Raw genomic sequence first — 16,723 nt, 5'->3', positions numbered from 1 at the left:
CTTACATCTCCTCGGGTGCGCTGACGCCCAGCAGATCGAGGCCGTTGCGAATCACCTGGCGGGTCGCCAGGCCGAGCGCCAGGCGGGCATTGCGCTGGGCGTCGTCGTCGACCATCACCTTCACGGCGTTGTAGCAGGTGTGGAAGTCGGCGGCCAGGTCCTGCAGGTACTGGGCGATCTGCTGTGGCTCGCGGTTGCCGGCGGCGATACGCACCACCTCGGGATAGCGGGCCAGACGGTTCATCAGTGCCTTCTCCTGGTCGGCCTCGAGCAGGGCCAGGTTCTCAAGCGCCAGGTCGTGCTGGAAGTCGCGGCCGTCGGCGGCGGCCTTGCGCAGCACGCTGCAGACCCGGGCATGGGCGTACTGGATGTAGTAGACCGGGTTGTCGTTGGACTGCGAGCGGGCCAGGTCGATGTCGAAGGTTAACTGGGAGTCGGCGCGCCGCGCGGCCAGGAAGTAGCGGGTGGCGTCGCGGCCGACCTCGTCGATCAGGTCGCGCAGGGTCACGTAGCTGCCGGCGCGCTTGGAAAGCTTGACCTCGACGCCCGAACGGGTCACCAGCACCATCTGGTGCAGCACGTAGTCCGGCCAGCCCTTAGGGATGCCGGCTTCCAGCGCCTGCAGGCCGGCGCGCACCCGGGTCACCGTGGAGTGGTGGTCGGCGCCCTGTTCGTTGATCACCTGGCCGAAGCCGCGCTGCCACTTGTCGAGGTGATAGGCGACGTCGGGCAGGAAGTAGGTGTAGCCGCCATCCTGCTTGCGCATCACCCGGTCCTTGTCGTCACCGAAGTCGGTGGTGCGCAGCCACAGGGCGCCGTCCTGCTCGTAGGTGTGGCCGCCCTCGACCAGTGTCTTGACGGTGGCCTCGACCTTGGCGTCCTCGTAGAGAGAAGACTCCAGGAAGTAGACGTCGAAGGCCACGCCGAAGGCCTTGAGGTCGAGATCCTGCTCGCGGCGCAGGTAGGCCACCGCGAAGTCGCGGATGGCGTCCAGGTCGTCCGGGTCGGCGGCGCCGGTGACGTGACGATCATCGGCATGCACGGTGTCGCCGGCCAGGTAGCTGGCGGCCACGTCGCGGATGTAGTCGCCGCGGTAGCCGTCATCGGGCCAGCTCGGATCGTCCGGGGTCAGTCCCTTGGCGCGTGACTGCACCGAGCGCGCCAGGTTGCTGATCTGGGCGCCGGCGTCGTTGTAGTAGAACTCGCGGGTGACGTCGTAGCCGGTGGCCTCCAGCAGGCGGCACAGGCTGTCGCCGATCGCCGCGCCGCGGCCATGGCCGACGTGCAGCGGCCCGGTCGGGTTGGCGGAGACGAACTCGACCTGAACCTTCTCGCCCTTGCCGTCGAGGCTGCGGCCGTAGGCCTCGCCGCTCTCCAGGATGCTCGACACCACCTGTGCCAGGGCGTCGGTGGCGGCGAAGAAATTGATGAAGCCGGGGCCGGCGATCTCGGTCTTGCTGATCGCCGGGGAGGCCGGCAGGGCGGCCACCAGCGCGTCGGCCAGCTCGCGAGGCTTCTTACCGGCCGGCTTGGCCAGCATCAGCGCCAGGTTGGTGGCGAAGTCGCCGTGAGCCTTGTCCTTGGTGGGGTCCACCTTGATGGTCGGGGCGATGTCCTGGGGCAGTTCCCCCTGCTGCTGGAGGGTATCGAGGGCCTCCTCGAGCAGTGCAATAATGGTGTCTTTCATGAAAACTCTGATGTCCTGTGGCCTGGCCGGGCAGGCGTGAATGACGACGATGAGGCGCGCCGCCGGCCGGCGTGTAAGCGTCGCTCAACTGCGGATGATGGCGCATTATCGGCCATGCCGGCCGCGCTTTAAACCCTGACGATGCGCCCCGTCTGGCTGTCCCGCGGCCCGCGCTCTTGCGACGCCATCATGCCACGTCTGGCTAGGCCAGGGTCTGGGGGTCGATGTCTAGTGACCAGCGCACCCGCCGCGCGTCGCGACAGGCTTCCAGCCAGGCCACGAGCCAGGCGCTGGCCTCGTGCAGCTGGCTGCGCTGCGTCGCATTTAGCAGAAGCTGCACATGATAGCGGTTCTGGCGCCGTTCCATGGGCGCCGGCACGGGGCCCAGGCAGGTGACGGCCAGGCCCCGCGTCGCGAGCCAGTCGCGCAGCGCCTCCCCTGCCTCCTTGGCGAGCCCCATGGCCTCGGCCTCCCGAGTCGCCTCGAAGCGCGCCAGGGCCAGGAAGCGGAAGGGCGGCAGGGCCGCGCCGCGTCGCTCCTCGAGCAGTGCCTCGGCCAGGGCGTCATAGTCGCGCTCGGCGAGCAGGCGCAGGTGGGGGTCGTCGCTGTGCAGGGTCTGCACCAGCACCCGGCCCGGGTGGGCGGCGCGGCCGGCGCGGCCGGCCACCTGGGTCAGCAGCTGGGCGGAGTGCTCCAGCGCCCGGAAGTCGCTGGCATAGAGGCCGGCGTCGGCGTTGACCACCACCACCAGGGTGACGTGGGGCAGGTGGTGGCCCTTGGCGAGCATCTGGGTGCCGACCAACAGGCTCGGCTCGCCGCGCCGGATCTCGGCGAGCACCTCGCCGAAGGCCTCCTTGCGCCGGGTGCTGTCCCGATCGATGCGGTGTACCGGGACCTCGGGGAAGAGCGCCGCCAGGCTCTCCTCGGTCCGCTCGGTGCCGGCGCCCAGGGGGCGCAGATCGCCGCTTTTGCACTTCGGGCAGGCCGGCGGCAGCGGCTGCTGGCGCTCGCAGTGGTGGCAGGCCAGCAGCGGTGGCTGGCGATGCAGGGTCATGCGGGCATCGCAGTGATCGCACTCGGCGAGCCAGCCGCAGGCGTGGCAAGCCAGCGTCGGGGCGAAGCCGCGTCGATTGATGAACACCAGCACCTGATGGCCGGCGGCCAGCGTCTGGCGGATGGCCTCGATCGCCGCCGGCACCAGGCCACCCTGACGGGGGCGCCCGCGCAGGTCGATCAGTTCGAGTCGGGCCGGCGGATGCGGGCTGGCACGCTGGGTCAGGCGCAGGTGCGCATAGCGCCCGCTCCTGGCCTGCGCCAGGCTCTCCAGAGCCGGGGTCGCGCTGCCCAGCACCACCGGGATGCCGTGATGGTGGGCGCGGGCGACGGCCAGGTCACGAGCATGGTAGCGAAGCCCCTCCTGCTGCTTGAGCGAGCCGTCGTGCTCCTCGTCGACGATGATCACCCCGGGGCTTGCCAGCGGGGTGAAGATCGCCGAGCGGGTGCCGATGACGATCGGCGCTCGTCCGCTCATGGCGGCCAGCCAGGCGTCCAGGCGCTCGTGGTCGGTGAGCCCGGAGTGCAGCGCCACCACCGGCACCCGGAAGCGGCGACGAAAGCGCTCGAGGGTCTGGGGGGTGAGGCCGATTTCGGGCACCAGGATCAGGGCCTGGCGACCGCGCTGGATCACCGCCTCGATCAGCTGCAGATAGACCTCGGTCTTGCCGCTGCCGGTGACGCCATGCAAGAGGCAGGGGTGGTAGCGCTCGAGGCCGTCATGCAGGGTCGAGAGGGCCGCGGCCTGCTCGCGGTTGAGGTTGAGGGCCGGCTCGGCGAGCAGCGTCGCCGGGCGCGTCGGCTCGCTGGCCAGTCGAGGCTCCTCGAGGCATTCGACGAGCCCCTTGTCGCGCAGCGCCGTGAGCTGGGGGCGGCTGAACTGCTGGGCGGTCACGGCGGCGGTGGGAAGCCCTCGCGGGTGCTGGCGCAGAAGTTCCAGTAGCTCGGCCTGGCGCCGTGCGCGGCCAAGTGCCGCGGCCTGAGTCGCCTGGCCGCGCTCGCTGAGCCGCCAGCGCTCCAGGGTGCGTGCCTCCAGCGGCCGCCCCTGGCGTAGCAGGACTGGGAGCGCCTGGCTGAGGGTGTCACCGAGGGGATGCTGATAGTAGCGGGCGGTGAAGCGCGTAAGCCACAGCCAGTCGGCGGGCAGCGGGCGGTCGTCCAGGCAGGCCTCGACGGGCTTGAGGCGCTCGAGGGCCACCTCGCTGCTGGCTCGGCATTCGATGATGACGCCCACCACCGAGCGGCGCCCCAGGGCGACCCGAACGCGCAGGCCGGGGCGCCAGCCGCCGGGAGGCGCCTCGGCACCCGGCAGGTAGTCGAACAGGCGGCGCAGGGGGGTGGGAACGGCCACCCCCAGCACACGGGGTGTGTCGGGGGGCGGCGAAGCACTGGCGGACAATTGGCCTCCGAGATCGGGTCTGCTAGAATCACCGCCCTCCGCGGCCTCTCTCCATCGCTTGACCGCCGATGCATCGGTGATCAAGGGGAATGACGGCCGGCGGATTCCGGTTCGTTGACGTGGCCATCTGGCCGCGGGCGATCATCACCCGTATGCGGTGCCTGGCAGTGGATCAGGTGGCGGCATACCGCTCAATGAGGCTTCAAGATGAAACAAGGTATCCATCCCGATTACAAGAAGGTTTCCGCCACTTGCAGCTGCGGCGCGACCTTCGAAGTGGGCTCCACAGCGAACCAGGAGTTCTACCTGGACGTCTGCTCCCAGTGCCACCCGTTCTACACCGGTAAGCAGAAGCAGGCGACCACCGGTGGCCGCGTCGAGCGCTTCAACAAGCGTTTCGGTGCCGCCGTCAAGCGCGGCTAAGCGCCGACGCTGCCTGTTGGCGCCCGTTCGGGCGCCGATCGGACAAGAGCCCGCCCGGGATTTCCCGCGGCGGGCTTTATTGTGGGCGGTCGTCGAAGGTGGGACAGGATAAGCTGTGCATTATGGACGAAGCCTCAGGCATAAACTTCAGCAAATGGATGGCAAAACGCGTGAATACGCGATGAAATGTCGACAATGTGGTGAACTTGGATCGCGTTGTGAGGGCGGGGGTTTTTCTATATTCTTGCGCCACCTCATCGTGACTCACTGGATACGAAATGACTGATCCGAAGCAAGCGGCACTGGATTATCACGCCCACCCGATTCCCGGCAAGCTGTCCATCGAGCTGACCAAGCCGACGACCTCGGCGAAGCACCTGGCGCTGGCCTACAGCCCGGGCGTCGCGGAGCCCTGCCGGGAAATTGCCAAGGACCCGGAGAACGCCTACCTCTATACCGGCAAGGGCAACCTGGTGGCGGTGGTCTCCGATGGCTCGGCGATCCTCGGTCTCGGTGATCTGGGGCCGCTGGCCAGCAAGCCGGTGATGGAAGGCAAAGGTGTGTTGTTCAAGAAGTTTGCCGGCATCAATTCGGTGGATATCGAGGTCGATGCCGAGAGCCCGCAGGCCTTTATCGATACCGTGGCCCGTATCGCCAACACCTGGGGCGGCATCAACCTCGAAGACATCAAGGCACCCGAGTGCTTCGAGATCGAGCGGGCGCTGGTCGAGCGTTGCAGCATCCCGGTCTTCCATGATGATCAGCACGGCACCGCCATCGTCACCGCCGCCGGCATGCTCAACGCGCTCGACATTGCTGGCAAGTCGCTGGACAGCGCCCGCATCGTTTGTCTGGGCGCCGGAGCAGCGGCCATCGCCTGCATGAAGCTGCTGGTGGCCTGCGGCGCGCGGGCCGAGAACATCTTCATGCTCGACCGCAAGGGCGTGATCCACAGCGGTCGCGAGGATCTCAACCAGTACAAGGCGATGTTCGCCACCGAGACCGAGCGGCGCACCCTGGACGATGCCATCGAGGGCGCCGATGCCTTCGTCGGCCTGTCCGGCCCCAACCTGCTCACGCCTGAGCAGCTCAAGACCATGGCCGCCGATCCGGTGGTCTTCGCCTGCTCCAACCCCGACCCGGAGATTCATCCCCGCGATGCCATGGCCGCCCGCGAGGATGTGATCGTCGCCACCGGTCGCTCGGACTTCCCGAACCAGGTCAACAACGTGCTGGGCTTCCCGTTCATCTTCCGCGGGGCCCTGGACGTGCGGGCCACCGGCATCAACGAGGAGATGAAGGTGGCAGCGGTTCATGCGCTCAAGGACCTGGCTCGTGAGCCGGTGACCGAGGAAGTGCTCCGCGCCTACGACATCGAGCATCTGGAGTTCGGCCGCGGCTATATCATTCCCACGCCGATGGATTCGCGCCTGCTGGATCGCGTCTCCGCGGCGGTGGCTCAGGCCGCAGTAGATACCGGCGTGGCGCGCAAGCCCTACCCGGCACACTACCCGCTGACCAGTGTGGAAGATGTCTACGGCGGCTGATCCCCGAGCCCCGTCCCGCTAACGACACGCCGGCCCTTGGGCCGGCGTGTCGCGTTTTGGAGGAGGCGATGCGCAACAGCGCGCCAAAGGGGCGAAGCGGACTACCAGCTCAGCTGCAGCGAGGCGCTGGTAGTGGTGTCGGTGCGGGCATCGGCACTGTCCGGCGGCTGCGAGTTATGCTTGATCTCGTGGGACAGGCGTAGGGCCAGGCGTGAGGTGAGCTTGCTGGTGATGGCGCTCAGCGAGCGGAGGGTGCTGTTCTCGCTGGTAGTTTCCACCGAGATCTGCTGCTGGAAGTGACCGGTGTCCGATAGCGTGAAGCGATAGTCCATGGCGCCGTAGGCCACCGGCAGTTGCTGACCGGGCCGGTCCTCGAGACGGTCGTCGCGATAGCCGGGGCCGGCTTCCAGGGAGAGTGCCTGGCGCTTGCCGTCGAGCAGCTGGCGCCCATAGCCGCCGATGGCGGTGAGCTGGCGCTCATAGCCACTGTCTCGTTCCCGCTCCCAGCGCATGAAGCCGAACAGGTAGTGGGGGCCGCTCAGGTCGTAGCGCTCGCGCCAGGAGGCCAGGTAGCGCTCGTCCTCGGTCTCCTCGTCCTCGCTCACGGTGCGCGCTTCCAGGCGCAGGGTGTGCAGCCAGTCGCCGGTCAACCAGGTCAGGCGCGTCTTGGCGATCAGCGTCTGGCTGTTGGTGTTGCCGCTCAGTCGGGTATAGCCCAGTTCGGTGTCGCCACTGAAGGTCGGCGCGTCCGGTTTGGCCTTGGGTGGTGCATAGAAGGGGTAGGCCTGTGCCGCGGTGGCGGCGCCCAGCAGGCCCGCCAGCAGAACCTGGCCCACCAGGCGGGTCGGGCGGCGCGCCGTCGAACACGACATTGACTGGAGGGCGCGCGGTGCGATGCGCGACGGGGCCGGGGCGGCGATGCCCGGTGGGTCGTCGGTAGCGGGATACAGCATCATGGCGCTCGATGCCCGGGGCAGGACGCCCCGGGTCGCTAGAGATCAGAAGATGGCGTCGAATGAGCCGGTGCCCTGGGAACCGCTCTGGGACTCGAGCTCCCGGTCGATGCTGCGCGGGGCTAGGCTCGGCAGCTGGCCGGCCACGAACAGCTCGTCGATGCCGCCGGGTTGTCCGTCGCGCAGCCGCTGGCCGGTGGCCGGGTCGATGCGCGCGGTCACGATATCCTCGGGGCGCGAGGGCTGCGCCTCGGCATGGCCGTCTAGCGCCTTGCCCATGAAGTCCATCCAGATCGGCAGGGCCGCCTGGCCGCCGTACTCGCCGATGGTGTCGTAGTCGTCCTTGCCGACCCAGACCGTGGTCACCAGTTCGTCGTTGAAGCCGGCGAACCAGGCGTCGCGACGGTCGTTGGTGGTGCCGGTCTTGCCGACGATGTCGCCGCGATTGAGCGACAGGGCGCGGCGGCCGGTGCCGTGCTCGATGACGTCGCGCAGCATGCTGCGCAGCAGGTAGATCGAGGTCTCTTCGGCGACCCGCTGGGCCAGCGGATATGTCTCGCCGTCTCGCTCCACTCGTTCGGCGTCCGGTGCGCAGGCGCGGCAGGCCAGGGCCGGTTCGGCTCGTTCGATTACCTCGCCGTCCCGGGCGACCTCCTGGATGAACCAAGGCGAGACCTGGAAACCGCCATTGGCCAGCGTCGAGTAGGCGTTGGTCATTGACATGGGGGTCAGGCTGGCGCTGCCCAGCGCCAGTGACAGGCCGTTGGGCAGCTGGTCCTTGGCGAAGCCGAAGCCGGTCAGGAAGTCGATGGTGCGCTCGAGCCCCATGGTGCGCAGGATGCGGATGGTGACCAGGTTGCGTGACTGGGCCAGTGCCTCGCGTAGCCGGGTGGGGCCGCGGAATTCGCCCCCGGAGTTGGCCGGCCGCCACAGGCCCTCGTTGGACTTCATCACCACCGGCGCGTCGTTGATCACCGTGGCCGGGGTCATGTCGCCCTCCTGAAGGGCGGCCAGATAGATGAACGGCTTGAAGGTCGAGCCCGGCTGGCGCTTGGCCTGGGTGGCGCGGTTGAACTTGCTGGCGGCGAAGCTGAAGCCGCCCTGCAGGGCCAGCACGGCGCCGCTATCGGGGTCCTGGACGATGATCGAGCCCTCGGCGGCGGGGCGCTGAGACAGCCGCCAGCTGCCGTCGTCACGCTTCAGAATGCGCACCAGCGAGCCGCGGCTGGCGATGTCGCCGGCCGCGTTCGGCGGCTGGCCACGGCTATAGGGGCTCAGGTAGGGGTCCGCCCACTCGAGGCCGCTCCAGGGCAGGGTGATGAGCTCGCCGTCGCGGTTCATGACCCGCATCTCCCGGTCCTCGCTCTCGACCACGATGGCCGGTTCCAGGGGGCCATAGGCCGGAGTGCGCTCGAGCACCCGCAGCCAGTTGCTGACGTCCCCGTCGATGCCGCTGACCTGAGCCTGGCTGCGCTGGGCCGCCTGGCGCGCCGTCTCGCGCACCTCGGACTCGGCCAGCTCCTCCTCGAGGCCGCTGCGCTGGGTGCGCTCCTGGGCCTCGACCAGGCTTGCCGGAATGTCGGTCTCCTCGGCGCCACGCCAGCCGTGGCGGGTATCGTATTCGATCAGGCCCTGCGTCAGTGCCTGGCGAGCGAGGGGCTGCAGCCGGCTGTCGAGCGTGGTGGTCACCCGGTAGCCGCCGGTATAGGCATCGTCATAGCGTTCTACGACGAATTGACGAGCCATCTCCGCGACATAATCGGCGTCGACCTCGAGCTGGGTCGCGAAACGGCGGGCGGTGATCGGCGCCTGCACGGCTTCCTCGTAGCGCTCGGCATCGATGTGGCCCAGCTCGCGCATCCGGTAGAGGATCCAGTTGCGCCGGATCAGCGAGCGCTCCGGGTTGGCCAGCGGATTGAAGCTCGAGGGTGCCTTGGGCAGGCCGGCGATCATCGCGGTCTGAGCCAGGTCAAGCTCGGGCAGCGGCTTGCCATAGTAGGTCTCGGCGGCGGCGCCGATGCCGTAGGAGCGGTGGCCGAGGAAGATCTTGTTGACGTAGAGGGTGAGAATCTCTTCCTTGCTCAGCACCTGTTCCATCTGCAGGGCCAGCAGGATCTCGCGGATCTTGCGGGTGAAGGTTCGATCCAGGGTCAGCAGGTAGTTGCGCGCCACCTGCATGGTGATGGTGCTGCCGCCGGACTGGATGTCGCCGCCGCTGGCGACGAGTTCGGTGGCGGCCCGGGCGAGCCCCTTGGGGTCGACGCCGGGGTGCTCGAAGAAGCCGGCATCCTCGGCGGAGAGCAAGGCATCGATCATGTCCTTCGGAATCTCGTCAAAGCTCACCGGCAGGCGACGTTCCTCGCCGAATTCGCCGATCAGCTTGTCATCGCGGGTATAGATGCGCAGCGGCGTCTGCAGTTCGAAGTCCTGCAGCTGGCGTACGTCGGGAAGGCCCGGAGCGAAATACAGGGCGGCACCTGCCACCGCCAGGACGCCGGCGGCGCTCAGGGATAGCGTGATCCAGATCGCCGATATGGCTAACGTTTTGAATGGCTTCATTAAAATGTAGTGCTCATGATGAACGGTGGCTGGACGATGGTGCCGATAGAGACTTCCTGAAGGGCCGTATTATAGGAACCCGAGCGTCGGGTCACCAGCGTTGAAGCCCCTGCGGGGCCGTTACAGTGTGAGGATTGGAGTTATCATGTAATCTGACTCGTATGGGGAAGTTAAGCCAAAGGGAAGAGTCGTCTACTGATGCATTGGCATGATAGCGATAGGCTCGATTTGGGGGTGAGGTCTTGAGAAGACTCAGGCATTCCGGCAAGGGGGTGATCGGGGTGGATATCACCTCGGCGACCGTCAAACTTATCGAGCTCAAGCGTGTCCGCGGCCAGCGGCGGGTGGAGAGTTATGCCGTGCGGCCGCTTCGCGAGGGCGCGGTAGTCGAGCGACGCATTCGCGACATTGGCGAGGTCGCCGAGGCTCTGCAGCGTGCGGTCGCTCAGGCGCAGCCTGGCACTCGCGAGGCCTGTGTCGCCGTGCCGGCCGGTGCCGCCATCACCAAGACATTGATCCTGCCGGCCTCGCTCAACGACGATGAGATCGAGGCGCGCATCGAGCTCGAATCCGACAAGCATATTCCCTTTCCGTTCAGCGAGGTGGCCTTCGACTTCCAGCGCCTGGGGCTGAACGAGCGCTATGGCGATCAGCAGGATGTGCTGCTGGTGGCCTGTCGCAATCAGGATATCCTGCAGCTCACCGAGACGCTGCGCCAGGCCGATCTGACGCCCGCCGCGGTCGACGTCGAGACCTTCGCCATGGAGCGGGCCTTCGACGAGTTGCGTCAGCAGATGCCTCCCGGCGAGGAGGAGGAATGCATGGCGCTGGTCGACATCGGGGCCAACATGAATGCCTTCCATGTGCTCAGGGGCGGTCGCATCGTCTACAGTCGCGATACCGTGTTCGGCGGACGTCGCCTGACCGACGAGATCGCCAGCCGCTATGGGCTCAGTCTCGAGGAAGCGGGCCTGGCCAAGAAGCGCGGTGGCCTGCCAGGCGACTATCCGACCAGCATCCTGATGCCCTTCGTCGAGACCCTGGTGCAGCAGATCGGACGCTCCCTGCAGCTTTACTACACCGCGGGTCGCAAGGAAAAGGTGAGCCGCCTGGTGCTGGCAGGCGGTTCCAGCGTGGTACCGGGGCTCAAGGAGCGGCTTGTCGAGGAGACGGGTATGGAGGTTCTGAACGCCAACCCGTTCGGTCGCATGCAGGTCAACCCGCGCATCAACGCCCAGACCCTGGCTAACGATGCGCCGGCCATGCTGATGGCCTGTGGCCTGGCTATGAGGGGGCGCTGATGGGCATCGAGATCAATCTTCTGCCTTGGCGACAGGAGCAGCGTGAGCAGCGTGGCAAGCGCTTCAATATGGCGCTGGGCCTTATGGCAGTGCTGGGTCTGGGTGCGGGGTATGCGATGACCTTCTACTACGATCATCAGCTGGCCGTGCAGCAACAGCGCAACGATCATATCCGCACCGCCCTGTCGAAGCTCGAGCGGGATATCCGGACCATCAGCGAGTATGAGGAGTCGCGTGACGCCCTGCTGGCCAAGATCGAGGTCTTCACCGAGCTGCAGCAGGGACGGCCACAGACCGTATATGTCTTCAACGAGCTGGCGAGACGCCTTCAGGAGGGCGTTCAGTATACCCAGCTGACGCGCCAGGCAGGGCAGCTGCGCCTGGGCGGGCGGGCCGAGGACAATTACCAGGTATCGGACCAGCTGCGGGCCCTGGAGGCCTCCGCGGTGTTCGGCGTGCCTGTGCTTTCCGAGGTCGAGGGCACCGAGCAGGACCAGCGTCGCTTCGCGCTCAGCGTGGCGCAGCACCTGCCCGACGAGCCACCAGAGGACGAGCAAGAGGAGGCCTCGCCATGAATTTATCGGCCGAATGGCGGCGTCTGCGGGAGCTCGATTGGCGAGAGCTCGATATCAAGGAAGCAGGCGGCTGGCCCTGGTCCCTGCAGTTCGGTTGTTTCCTGCTGGCGCTGGGCTTGGCCTTTGCCGGCATGAACTGGTATCTCGCCGCGCCCAAGCTCGAGTCGCTCGAGGAGGCGCGCCAGCAGGAGCAGACCTTGCTGCGTGACTACCGAAGCAAGGCCGCCGGTGCGGCGCGGCTGCCGCCATTGATCGATCAGGCGGAGGCACTGGAGAGTCGTCTCGAAGGCCTCTTGAAGCTGTTGCCCGACGGGGCCGAGATTCCCTCCCTGGTCGATGACATCAGCAAGGCGGCACTGGATAACCAGCTGGCCATCGATGCGATCCGCCTGCGCGCACCGATCAACCAGGAACATTATACCGAGCGCCCCTTCGATATTCGGGTGCGGGGAGACTATCACCGCATCGCCTCATTTCTGGCCGCCGTGGCAGCCTTGCCGCGTATCGTGACCCAGCATGACTTCACCCTGGCGCCGGCCGGCAATGCCGGAGAGCTTCAGTTGTCGATGCTGGCACGCACTTACAGCGACGTGGAGAAGGCGGCACCACAGGGTCAGGGAGGGAGCACGCGATGACCAATAGACGTGGTGTGGCGATGCTGCTGGGGCTCGGTGCCCTGGTGTTGGGGGGCTGTGTCGAGCCTGAGCTTGAGGAGTTGGAGCGCAAGCTGGATGAGTTCAGGGCCTCGCCGGGTCAAGTGGAGCTGGCGCCCTTGCCCGTGGTGCCGGACTACAACCCCATCGCCTACGATCAGGCGGATCGGCGTAGTCCCTTCCGGTCAAGCCTGCCGGCCCCGGAGCAGGTGCCGGAAGGCTCTGCGGACCTGGCGCCGGATCTGGATCGTCCGCGCGAGCCCCTGGAGGCCTATCCCCTCGAGCAACTCGAGCTGGTCGGCACGTTGAATGTTGCCAATCGGCCCTCTGCGTTGGTGCGAGCGCCCGGTGGCGAGGTGCATCGCCTCACCAGTGGCGATCGATTGGGCACTGACTATGGCCGCATCATCGGCATCACCGCGCGCTCCGTGCAGATGGTCGAGGTGGTCAACAACGGTCGGGGTGGCTGGGTCGAGCGCACTCGGCAGCTGACCCTCGACGACGAAACAACGAAACAGGCCGGCTGAGGATTTAGGCCGTGCCACGCAGGCAGGGAAGGGATACGACGATGCAGATCATGATGCGTACGCTGTTGGTGCTGGCTTTGGCCAACCCCACTGCGGCCCTGGCGGCGTCGACGCTGGCCGGGCTCGAGGTGCGGCAGGGCAGTGAGGGGGAGGTCGAGGTCGAGATGCGCTTCGAGGGTGAGGTGCCCGAGGTGCGCGGTTATCGGCTCGATGAGCCGCCGCGGCTGAGCATCGATCTGGTCGAGACCGCCAATGGCCTGGCCGAGCGCCGTCGCGAGATCGGCCTCGCCGGGGTCGAGCGACTCATCACGCTGGAGGCCGGTTCGCGCACGCGTCTGGTGTTCGACCTCGCCTCGCCGCTGAGCTATCGCACGCGCCAGGTGGGGAATCGCCTGGAGCTGGTGATCGGAGGGGGCTCCACGCCAGCGAGCACGGCGGCACCCGCCACCCGAGCCACGTCCACGGCGACCGCCGCCTCGCCAGAGGCAGGCGGCGAGCCACGGATCGCGGGCTTCGATTTCCAGCGCAGCGGGGGCGGCGGTGGCCGGCTGGTGGTGAACTTCGACCGCTCGGGAGTGAGTTCCCGGGTGCGCGAGGCCGGCACCGATATCATCGCCGAGCTTTCCGATGTCGTGTTGCCCGAGGGGCAGGATCAGGTGCTCGACGTCACCGATTTCGGCACACCGATCACGCGCATCGTGCCGCAACGGGTCGCCAACGGGGTGCGCCTGGAGATCGCCACCGAAGGCGAGTACGCCATGTTCTCGACGCTCCAGGGGCGTCAGCTGGTCGTCGAGGCGCGGCCGGTGGCACTCGAGCAGCAGGAAGTGCGCGAGACCGAGCGGACGAGCTTCGAGGGGGAGCGCATCAGCCTGAACTTCCAGGACATCGAGGTGCGGGCGGTGCTGGCGATCATCTCCGAGGTCAGCGGGCTCAACCTGGTGGCCAGTGATAGTGTCAGCGGTCGGGTGACCCTGAACCTGGAGGAGGTGCCTTGGGATCAGGCCCTGCAGCTGGTGCTTCAGAGCCACGGCCTGGCCAGTCGCCGGGAGGGCAATGTCATCGTGGTGGCGCCGGCCAGCGAGCTGGCCAATATCGAGCGCCAGGAGATCGAGGCCCGCGAGCAGATGCAGGTGTTGGCGCCGCTCACCACCGAGTACGTAGAGGTCAAGTACGCCAAGGCCGCCGATCTGGCGCAGCTGCTGCGCGGCGGCGAGGGCTTCGGCCTGCTCACCGAGCGCGGCCGGGTCAGCGTGGATGTGCGCACCAACACCCTGCTGATCCAGGATACCGCCGAGCAGATCCGCCAGATCCTGCGCACCGTCGAGCGGCTGGATGTCGCTGTGCGCCAGGTGCAGATCGAGGCTCGCATCGTCATCGCCCGAGACGGGGTCACCCAGGAGCTAGGCGTCAACTGGGGGCTCTCTGGTAGCGAAAGCGATGGTCGGATCGATGTCAGCGGTGCCGCTAGCGGTACTGCCGCCGATGGTGGGCTGTCGGTCGACTTGGGGGCATCTGGGACGCAGTCCACGGGGTTCTCCTTCGGCTATCTGTCCGGCGATGTGCTGCTCGATCTCGAGCTCAGCGCCCTGGAGACCGAAAGCAAGAGCCAGACCATCTCCCAGCCGCGGGTCATCACCGCCAACCAGCGCACCGCTATCATCAAGCAGGGCCAGGAGATTCCCTATCAGGAGGCGACCTCGAGCGGGGCCACCAACACGGAATTCAAGGAGGCCGTGCTGTCGCTGGAGGTCACGCCGCAGATCACCCCAGATAACCGGGTGATCATGGATCTTGCCATCAACAACGATACCGTCTCTGACCTGACCATTGCCGGTGCGCCGGCCATCGACACCAATCAGATCGAGACCCAGGTGCTGGTGGACAACGGCGAGACGGTGGTATTGGGCGGTATCCTCACCACCGAGGAGTTGCGCAGCCTATCCAAGACGCCCTTCCTCGGTGACCTGCCGGTGCTCGGCCAGCTATTCCGCTATACCCAAGAAGAGAACGAGAAGGTAGAGTTGCTGGTATTCATCACCCCCAGGATTCTCGAGGACAGGCTGGCCCTTCGCTGATGCAGGACGAACTTCCCAATCTCTTTCTGATCGGCCCCATGGGGGCCGGAAAAAGCACCATCGGCCGCCTGCTGGCGGCCGAGTTGCGCCGTGAGTTCTTCGACAGTGACCACGAGATCCAGGGCCGCTGCGGCGCCGACATTCCCTGGATCTTCGATGTCGAGGGTGAGGCGGGCTTTCGCGAGCGTGAGCAGCAGGTGATCGGCGAGCTGACTCGGCGCGCCGGGGTGGTCATGGCCACCGGAGGTGGCGCGGTGATGCGCGAAGCCAATCGCCGCGCGCTGCGCGAGCGCGGCACGGTGATCTATCTCTACACCACGGTCGAGCAGCAGTTGAAGCGCACCGCCCGGGATCGCAACCGTCCGCTCTTGCAGCGTGACGACCGGGAGGAGGTGCTGCGCACCCTGTTCACCCGTCGTGACCCGCTGTACCGGGCGACCGCCGATCTAGTGGTGCGCACCGACCGCCGTGGCCCCAAGGCGGTGGTTGGCGAGATCGTGCGTCGCGTGAGTCGCCAGCTCGATCCGTTGCTGTCCTGCAAGGCCTGACGGCGCCCTTGCTGCCCCTCTTAACCGAGTCTTTGTCATGTCCCGATCCGACGCTATTCGCACCTTAAGCGTGGCGCTCGACGAGCGCAGTTATCCGATCCATATCGGTCCTGGCCTGCTAGGTCGCCCCGATACCATTGCCCCATATCTGGCCGGCCGTCAGGTAATGATCGTCACCAACGAGACGGTCGCTCCGCTCTATCTCGCCGCCTTCAAACGAGGCCTGCCCGAGGATCTTGAGGTGCGCGAGGTGGTGCTGCCCGACGGCGAGCACACCAAGACCCTGGAGTCCGTATCAAGGATCTGGGATGCCCTGCTGGCCGCCGGCTTCAACCGTCGCTGCACCCTGATCGCGCTGGGCGGCGGGGTGATCGGTGACATGACCGGCTATGCCGCGGCCTGCTATCAGCGCGGGGTTGCCTTCATTCAGGTGCCGACGACGCTGCTGTCCCAGGTCGACTCCTCGGTGGGCGGCAAGACCGGGGTCAATCACCCTCGCGGCAAGAACATGATTGGTGCCTTCTGGCAGCCCAAGGCGGTGCTGATCGATACCGATACCCTGGCCACCCTGCCGTCCCGGGAGCTTTCGGCGGGGCTCGCGGAGGTGATCAAGTACGGCCTGATTCGCGATCTCGACTTCCTTGCCTGGCTCGAGGCGCAGATGGAGGCGCTGCGAGGCCTGGACGGAGAGACACTGCGCGAGGCGATCTATCGCAGCTGTGCCATCAAGGCCGAGGTGGTGGCCGCCGACGAGACCGAGCAGGGCGCACGCGCACTCCTGAACCTGGGGCACACCTTCGGTCATGCCATCGAGGCGCATCAGGGCTATGGTGCCTGGCTGCACGGGGAGGCGGTGGGGACCGGCATGCTGATGGCGGCCGAGCTCTCGCAGCGACTGGGCTGGCTTTCCGAGGCCGAGGTGGCCCGGGTGGCGGCGGTGATTTCCCACGCCGGCCTGCCGCCGGCGGCCCCGGCCGACATGGGCGTGGAGGATTTCCTTGCGGTGATGCGCCTGGACAAGAAGAACATCGACGCCCGGCTTCGCCTGGTGTTGCTGCGTGGGCTTGGCGAGGCTTGCCTGCATGATACGACCCCGCCCGAGATGCTCGAGGGGCTGCTGGCGGGCTTTCCTCGTCGCTAAGGAAAAGGGCTGAGGCCACGTTGCTGATCAGGCGTCCGTGTTTTACGGGCGCCTTTTTTGTGGTCGGGCGTTGCGACGAGGCCAGCAGGTGCGGGATAGGGTGAGTCCGATGGCGGCCTGCAATGTCGACAAAGGGAAAGGGATTAGCATGCCTTATGCAGGATTGGCATGGCCTGAGGCGGTCTTTTGCGACTAAAGTCTAATTTTGCGACACGGCCGCGTCGCGCCTGTCCAAGTGGTTGACCTGTCAGGTTTTTTTTATTGAATGGTTCGCTAAGA

Annotated in this window: 13 protein-coding genes; 9 read left to right on the top strand and 4 right to left on the bottom strand. The window is 66.8% G+C overall.

The features are described from left to right. Position 1: 1 nt before the first annotated feature. On the bottom strand, positions 2 to 1,687 hold the full coding sequence (gene argS / locus IEJ03_RS13970) for an arginine--tRNA ligase (RefSeq protein ID WP_192035415.1): 1,686 nt from the start codon (positions 1,685 to 1,687) through the stop codon (positions 2 to 4). A gap of 202 nt (positions 1,688 to 1,889) precedes the next feature. Further along, positions 1,890 to 4,139 carry a primosomal protein N' gene (locus IEJ03_RS13965; RefSeq protein WP_242457986.1) on the bottom strand — a complete coding sequence of 750 codons (2,250 nt, stop codon included), beginning with the start codon at positions 4,137 to 4,139 and terminating at the stop codon, positions 1,890 to 1,892. A 207-nt stretch (positions 4,140 to 4,346) separates the two neighbouring features. Between IEJ03_RS13965 and rpmE the strand changes: the two genes are divergently transcribed. After that, entirely contained in the window at positions 4,347 to 4,562 is a 216-nt protein-coding gene (gene rpmE, locus IEJ03_RS13960; protein ID WP_192035414.1) for a 50S ribosomal protein L31, read from the top strand. Between the two features lie 278 nt (positions 4,563 to 4,840). Further along, the gene (locus IEJ03_RS13955; protein WP_192035413.1) at positions 4,841 to 6,109 is read left to right on the top strand and encodes a malic enzyme-like NAD(P)-binding protein; all 1,269 of its coding nucleotides are present in this window, start codon (positions 4,841 to 4,843) and stop codon (positions 6,107 to 6,109) included. Between the two features lie 101 nt (positions 6,110 to 6,210). On the opposite strand, the gene IEJ03_RS13950 is transcribed toward IEJ03_RS13955, so the two are convergent. Together IEJ03_RS13950 and IEJ03_RS13945 are read right to left on the bottom strand one after the other, a co-directional pair. After that, entirely contained in the window at positions 6,211 to 7,065 is an 855-nt protein-coding gene (locus IEJ03_RS13950; protein WP_242457985.1) for a DUF481 domain-containing protein, read from the bottom strand. Between the two features lie 42 nt (positions 7,066 to 7,107). Next, positions 7,108 to 9,621: a penicillin-binding protein 1A gene (locus tag IEJ03_RS13945; protein WP_192035412.1), complete on the bottom strand. Its 2,514-nt coding sequence runs from the start codon at positions 9,619 to 9,621 to the stop codon at positions 7,108 to 7,110. A gap of 242 nt (positions 9,622 to 9,863) precedes the next feature. Between IEJ03_RS13945 and pilM the strand changes: the two genes are divergently transcribed. From pilM to aroB, 7 genes are read left to right on the top strand one after another with little or no spacing between them, the layout of a single operon-like run. Continuing rightward, positions 9,864 to 10,922: a type IV pilus assembly protein PilM gene (gene pilM, locus IEJ03_RS13940; protein ID WP_202884378.1), complete on the top strand. Its 1,059-nt coding sequence runs from the start codon at positions 9,864 to 9,866 to the stop codon at positions 10,920 to 10,922. Then, positions 10,922 to 11,497 carry a PilN domain-containing protein gene (locus IEJ03_RS13935; RefSeq protein WP_192035411.1) on the top strand — a complete coding sequence of 192 codons (576 nt, stop codon included), beginning with the start codon at positions 10,922 to 10,924 and terminating at the stop codon, positions 11,495 to 11,497. Before pilM ends, IEJ03_RS13935 begins: the two co-directional genes overlap by 1 nt. After that, complete coding sequence (locus tag IEJ03_RS13930) at positions 11,494 to 12,132, top strand: type 4a pilus biogenesis protein PilO (RefSeq protein WP_192035410.1); 639 nt, start codon at positions 11,494 to 11,496, stop codon at positions 12,130 to 12,132. Before IEJ03_RS13935 ends, IEJ03_RS13930 begins: the two co-directional genes overlap by 4 nt. After that, the gene (locus IEJ03_RS13925; protein ID WP_242457984.1) at positions 12,129 to 12,677 is read left to right on the top strand and encodes a pilus assembly protein PilP; all 549 of its coding nucleotides are present in this window, start codon (positions 12,129 to 12,131) and stop codon (positions 12,675 to 12,677) included. The genes IEJ03_RS13930 and IEJ03_RS13925 overlap by 4 nt, the downstream gene beginning before the upstream one ends. A 41-nt stretch (positions 12,678 to 12,718) precedes the next feature. Further along, a complete protein-coding gene (gene pilQ, locus IEJ03_RS13920) occupies positions 12,719 to 14,755 on the top strand; it encodes a type IV pilus secretin PilQ (RefSeq protein WP_192035409.1) in 2,037 nt (678 codons plus the stop codon). Next, positions 14,755 to 15,303 carry a shikimate kinase AroK gene (gene aroK / locus IEJ03_RS13915; RefSeq protein WP_192035408.1) on the top strand — a complete coding sequence of 183 codons (549 nt, stop codon included), beginning with the start codon at positions 14,755 to 14,757 and terminating at the stop codon, positions 15,301 to 15,303. The genes pilQ and aroK overlap by 1 nt, the downstream gene beginning before the upstream one ends. 37 nt (positions 15,304 to 15,340) lie before the next feature. Continuing rightward, a complete protein-coding gene (aroB, locus tag IEJ03_RS13910; RefSeq protein ID WP_192035407.1) occupies positions 15,341 to 16,444 on the top strand; it encodes a 3-dehydroquinate synthase in 1,104 nt (367 codons plus the stop codon). The last annotated feature ends 279 nt before the right edge of the window (positions 16,445 to 16,723 follow it).

Source organism: Halomonas sp. YLGW01 (assembly GCF_014840935.1).
Lineage (GTDB): Bacteria > Pseudomonadota > Gammaproteobacteria > Pseudomonadales > Halomonadaceae > Onishia.
This window is presented reverse-complemented; position numbering and strand designations above follow the sequence as displayed.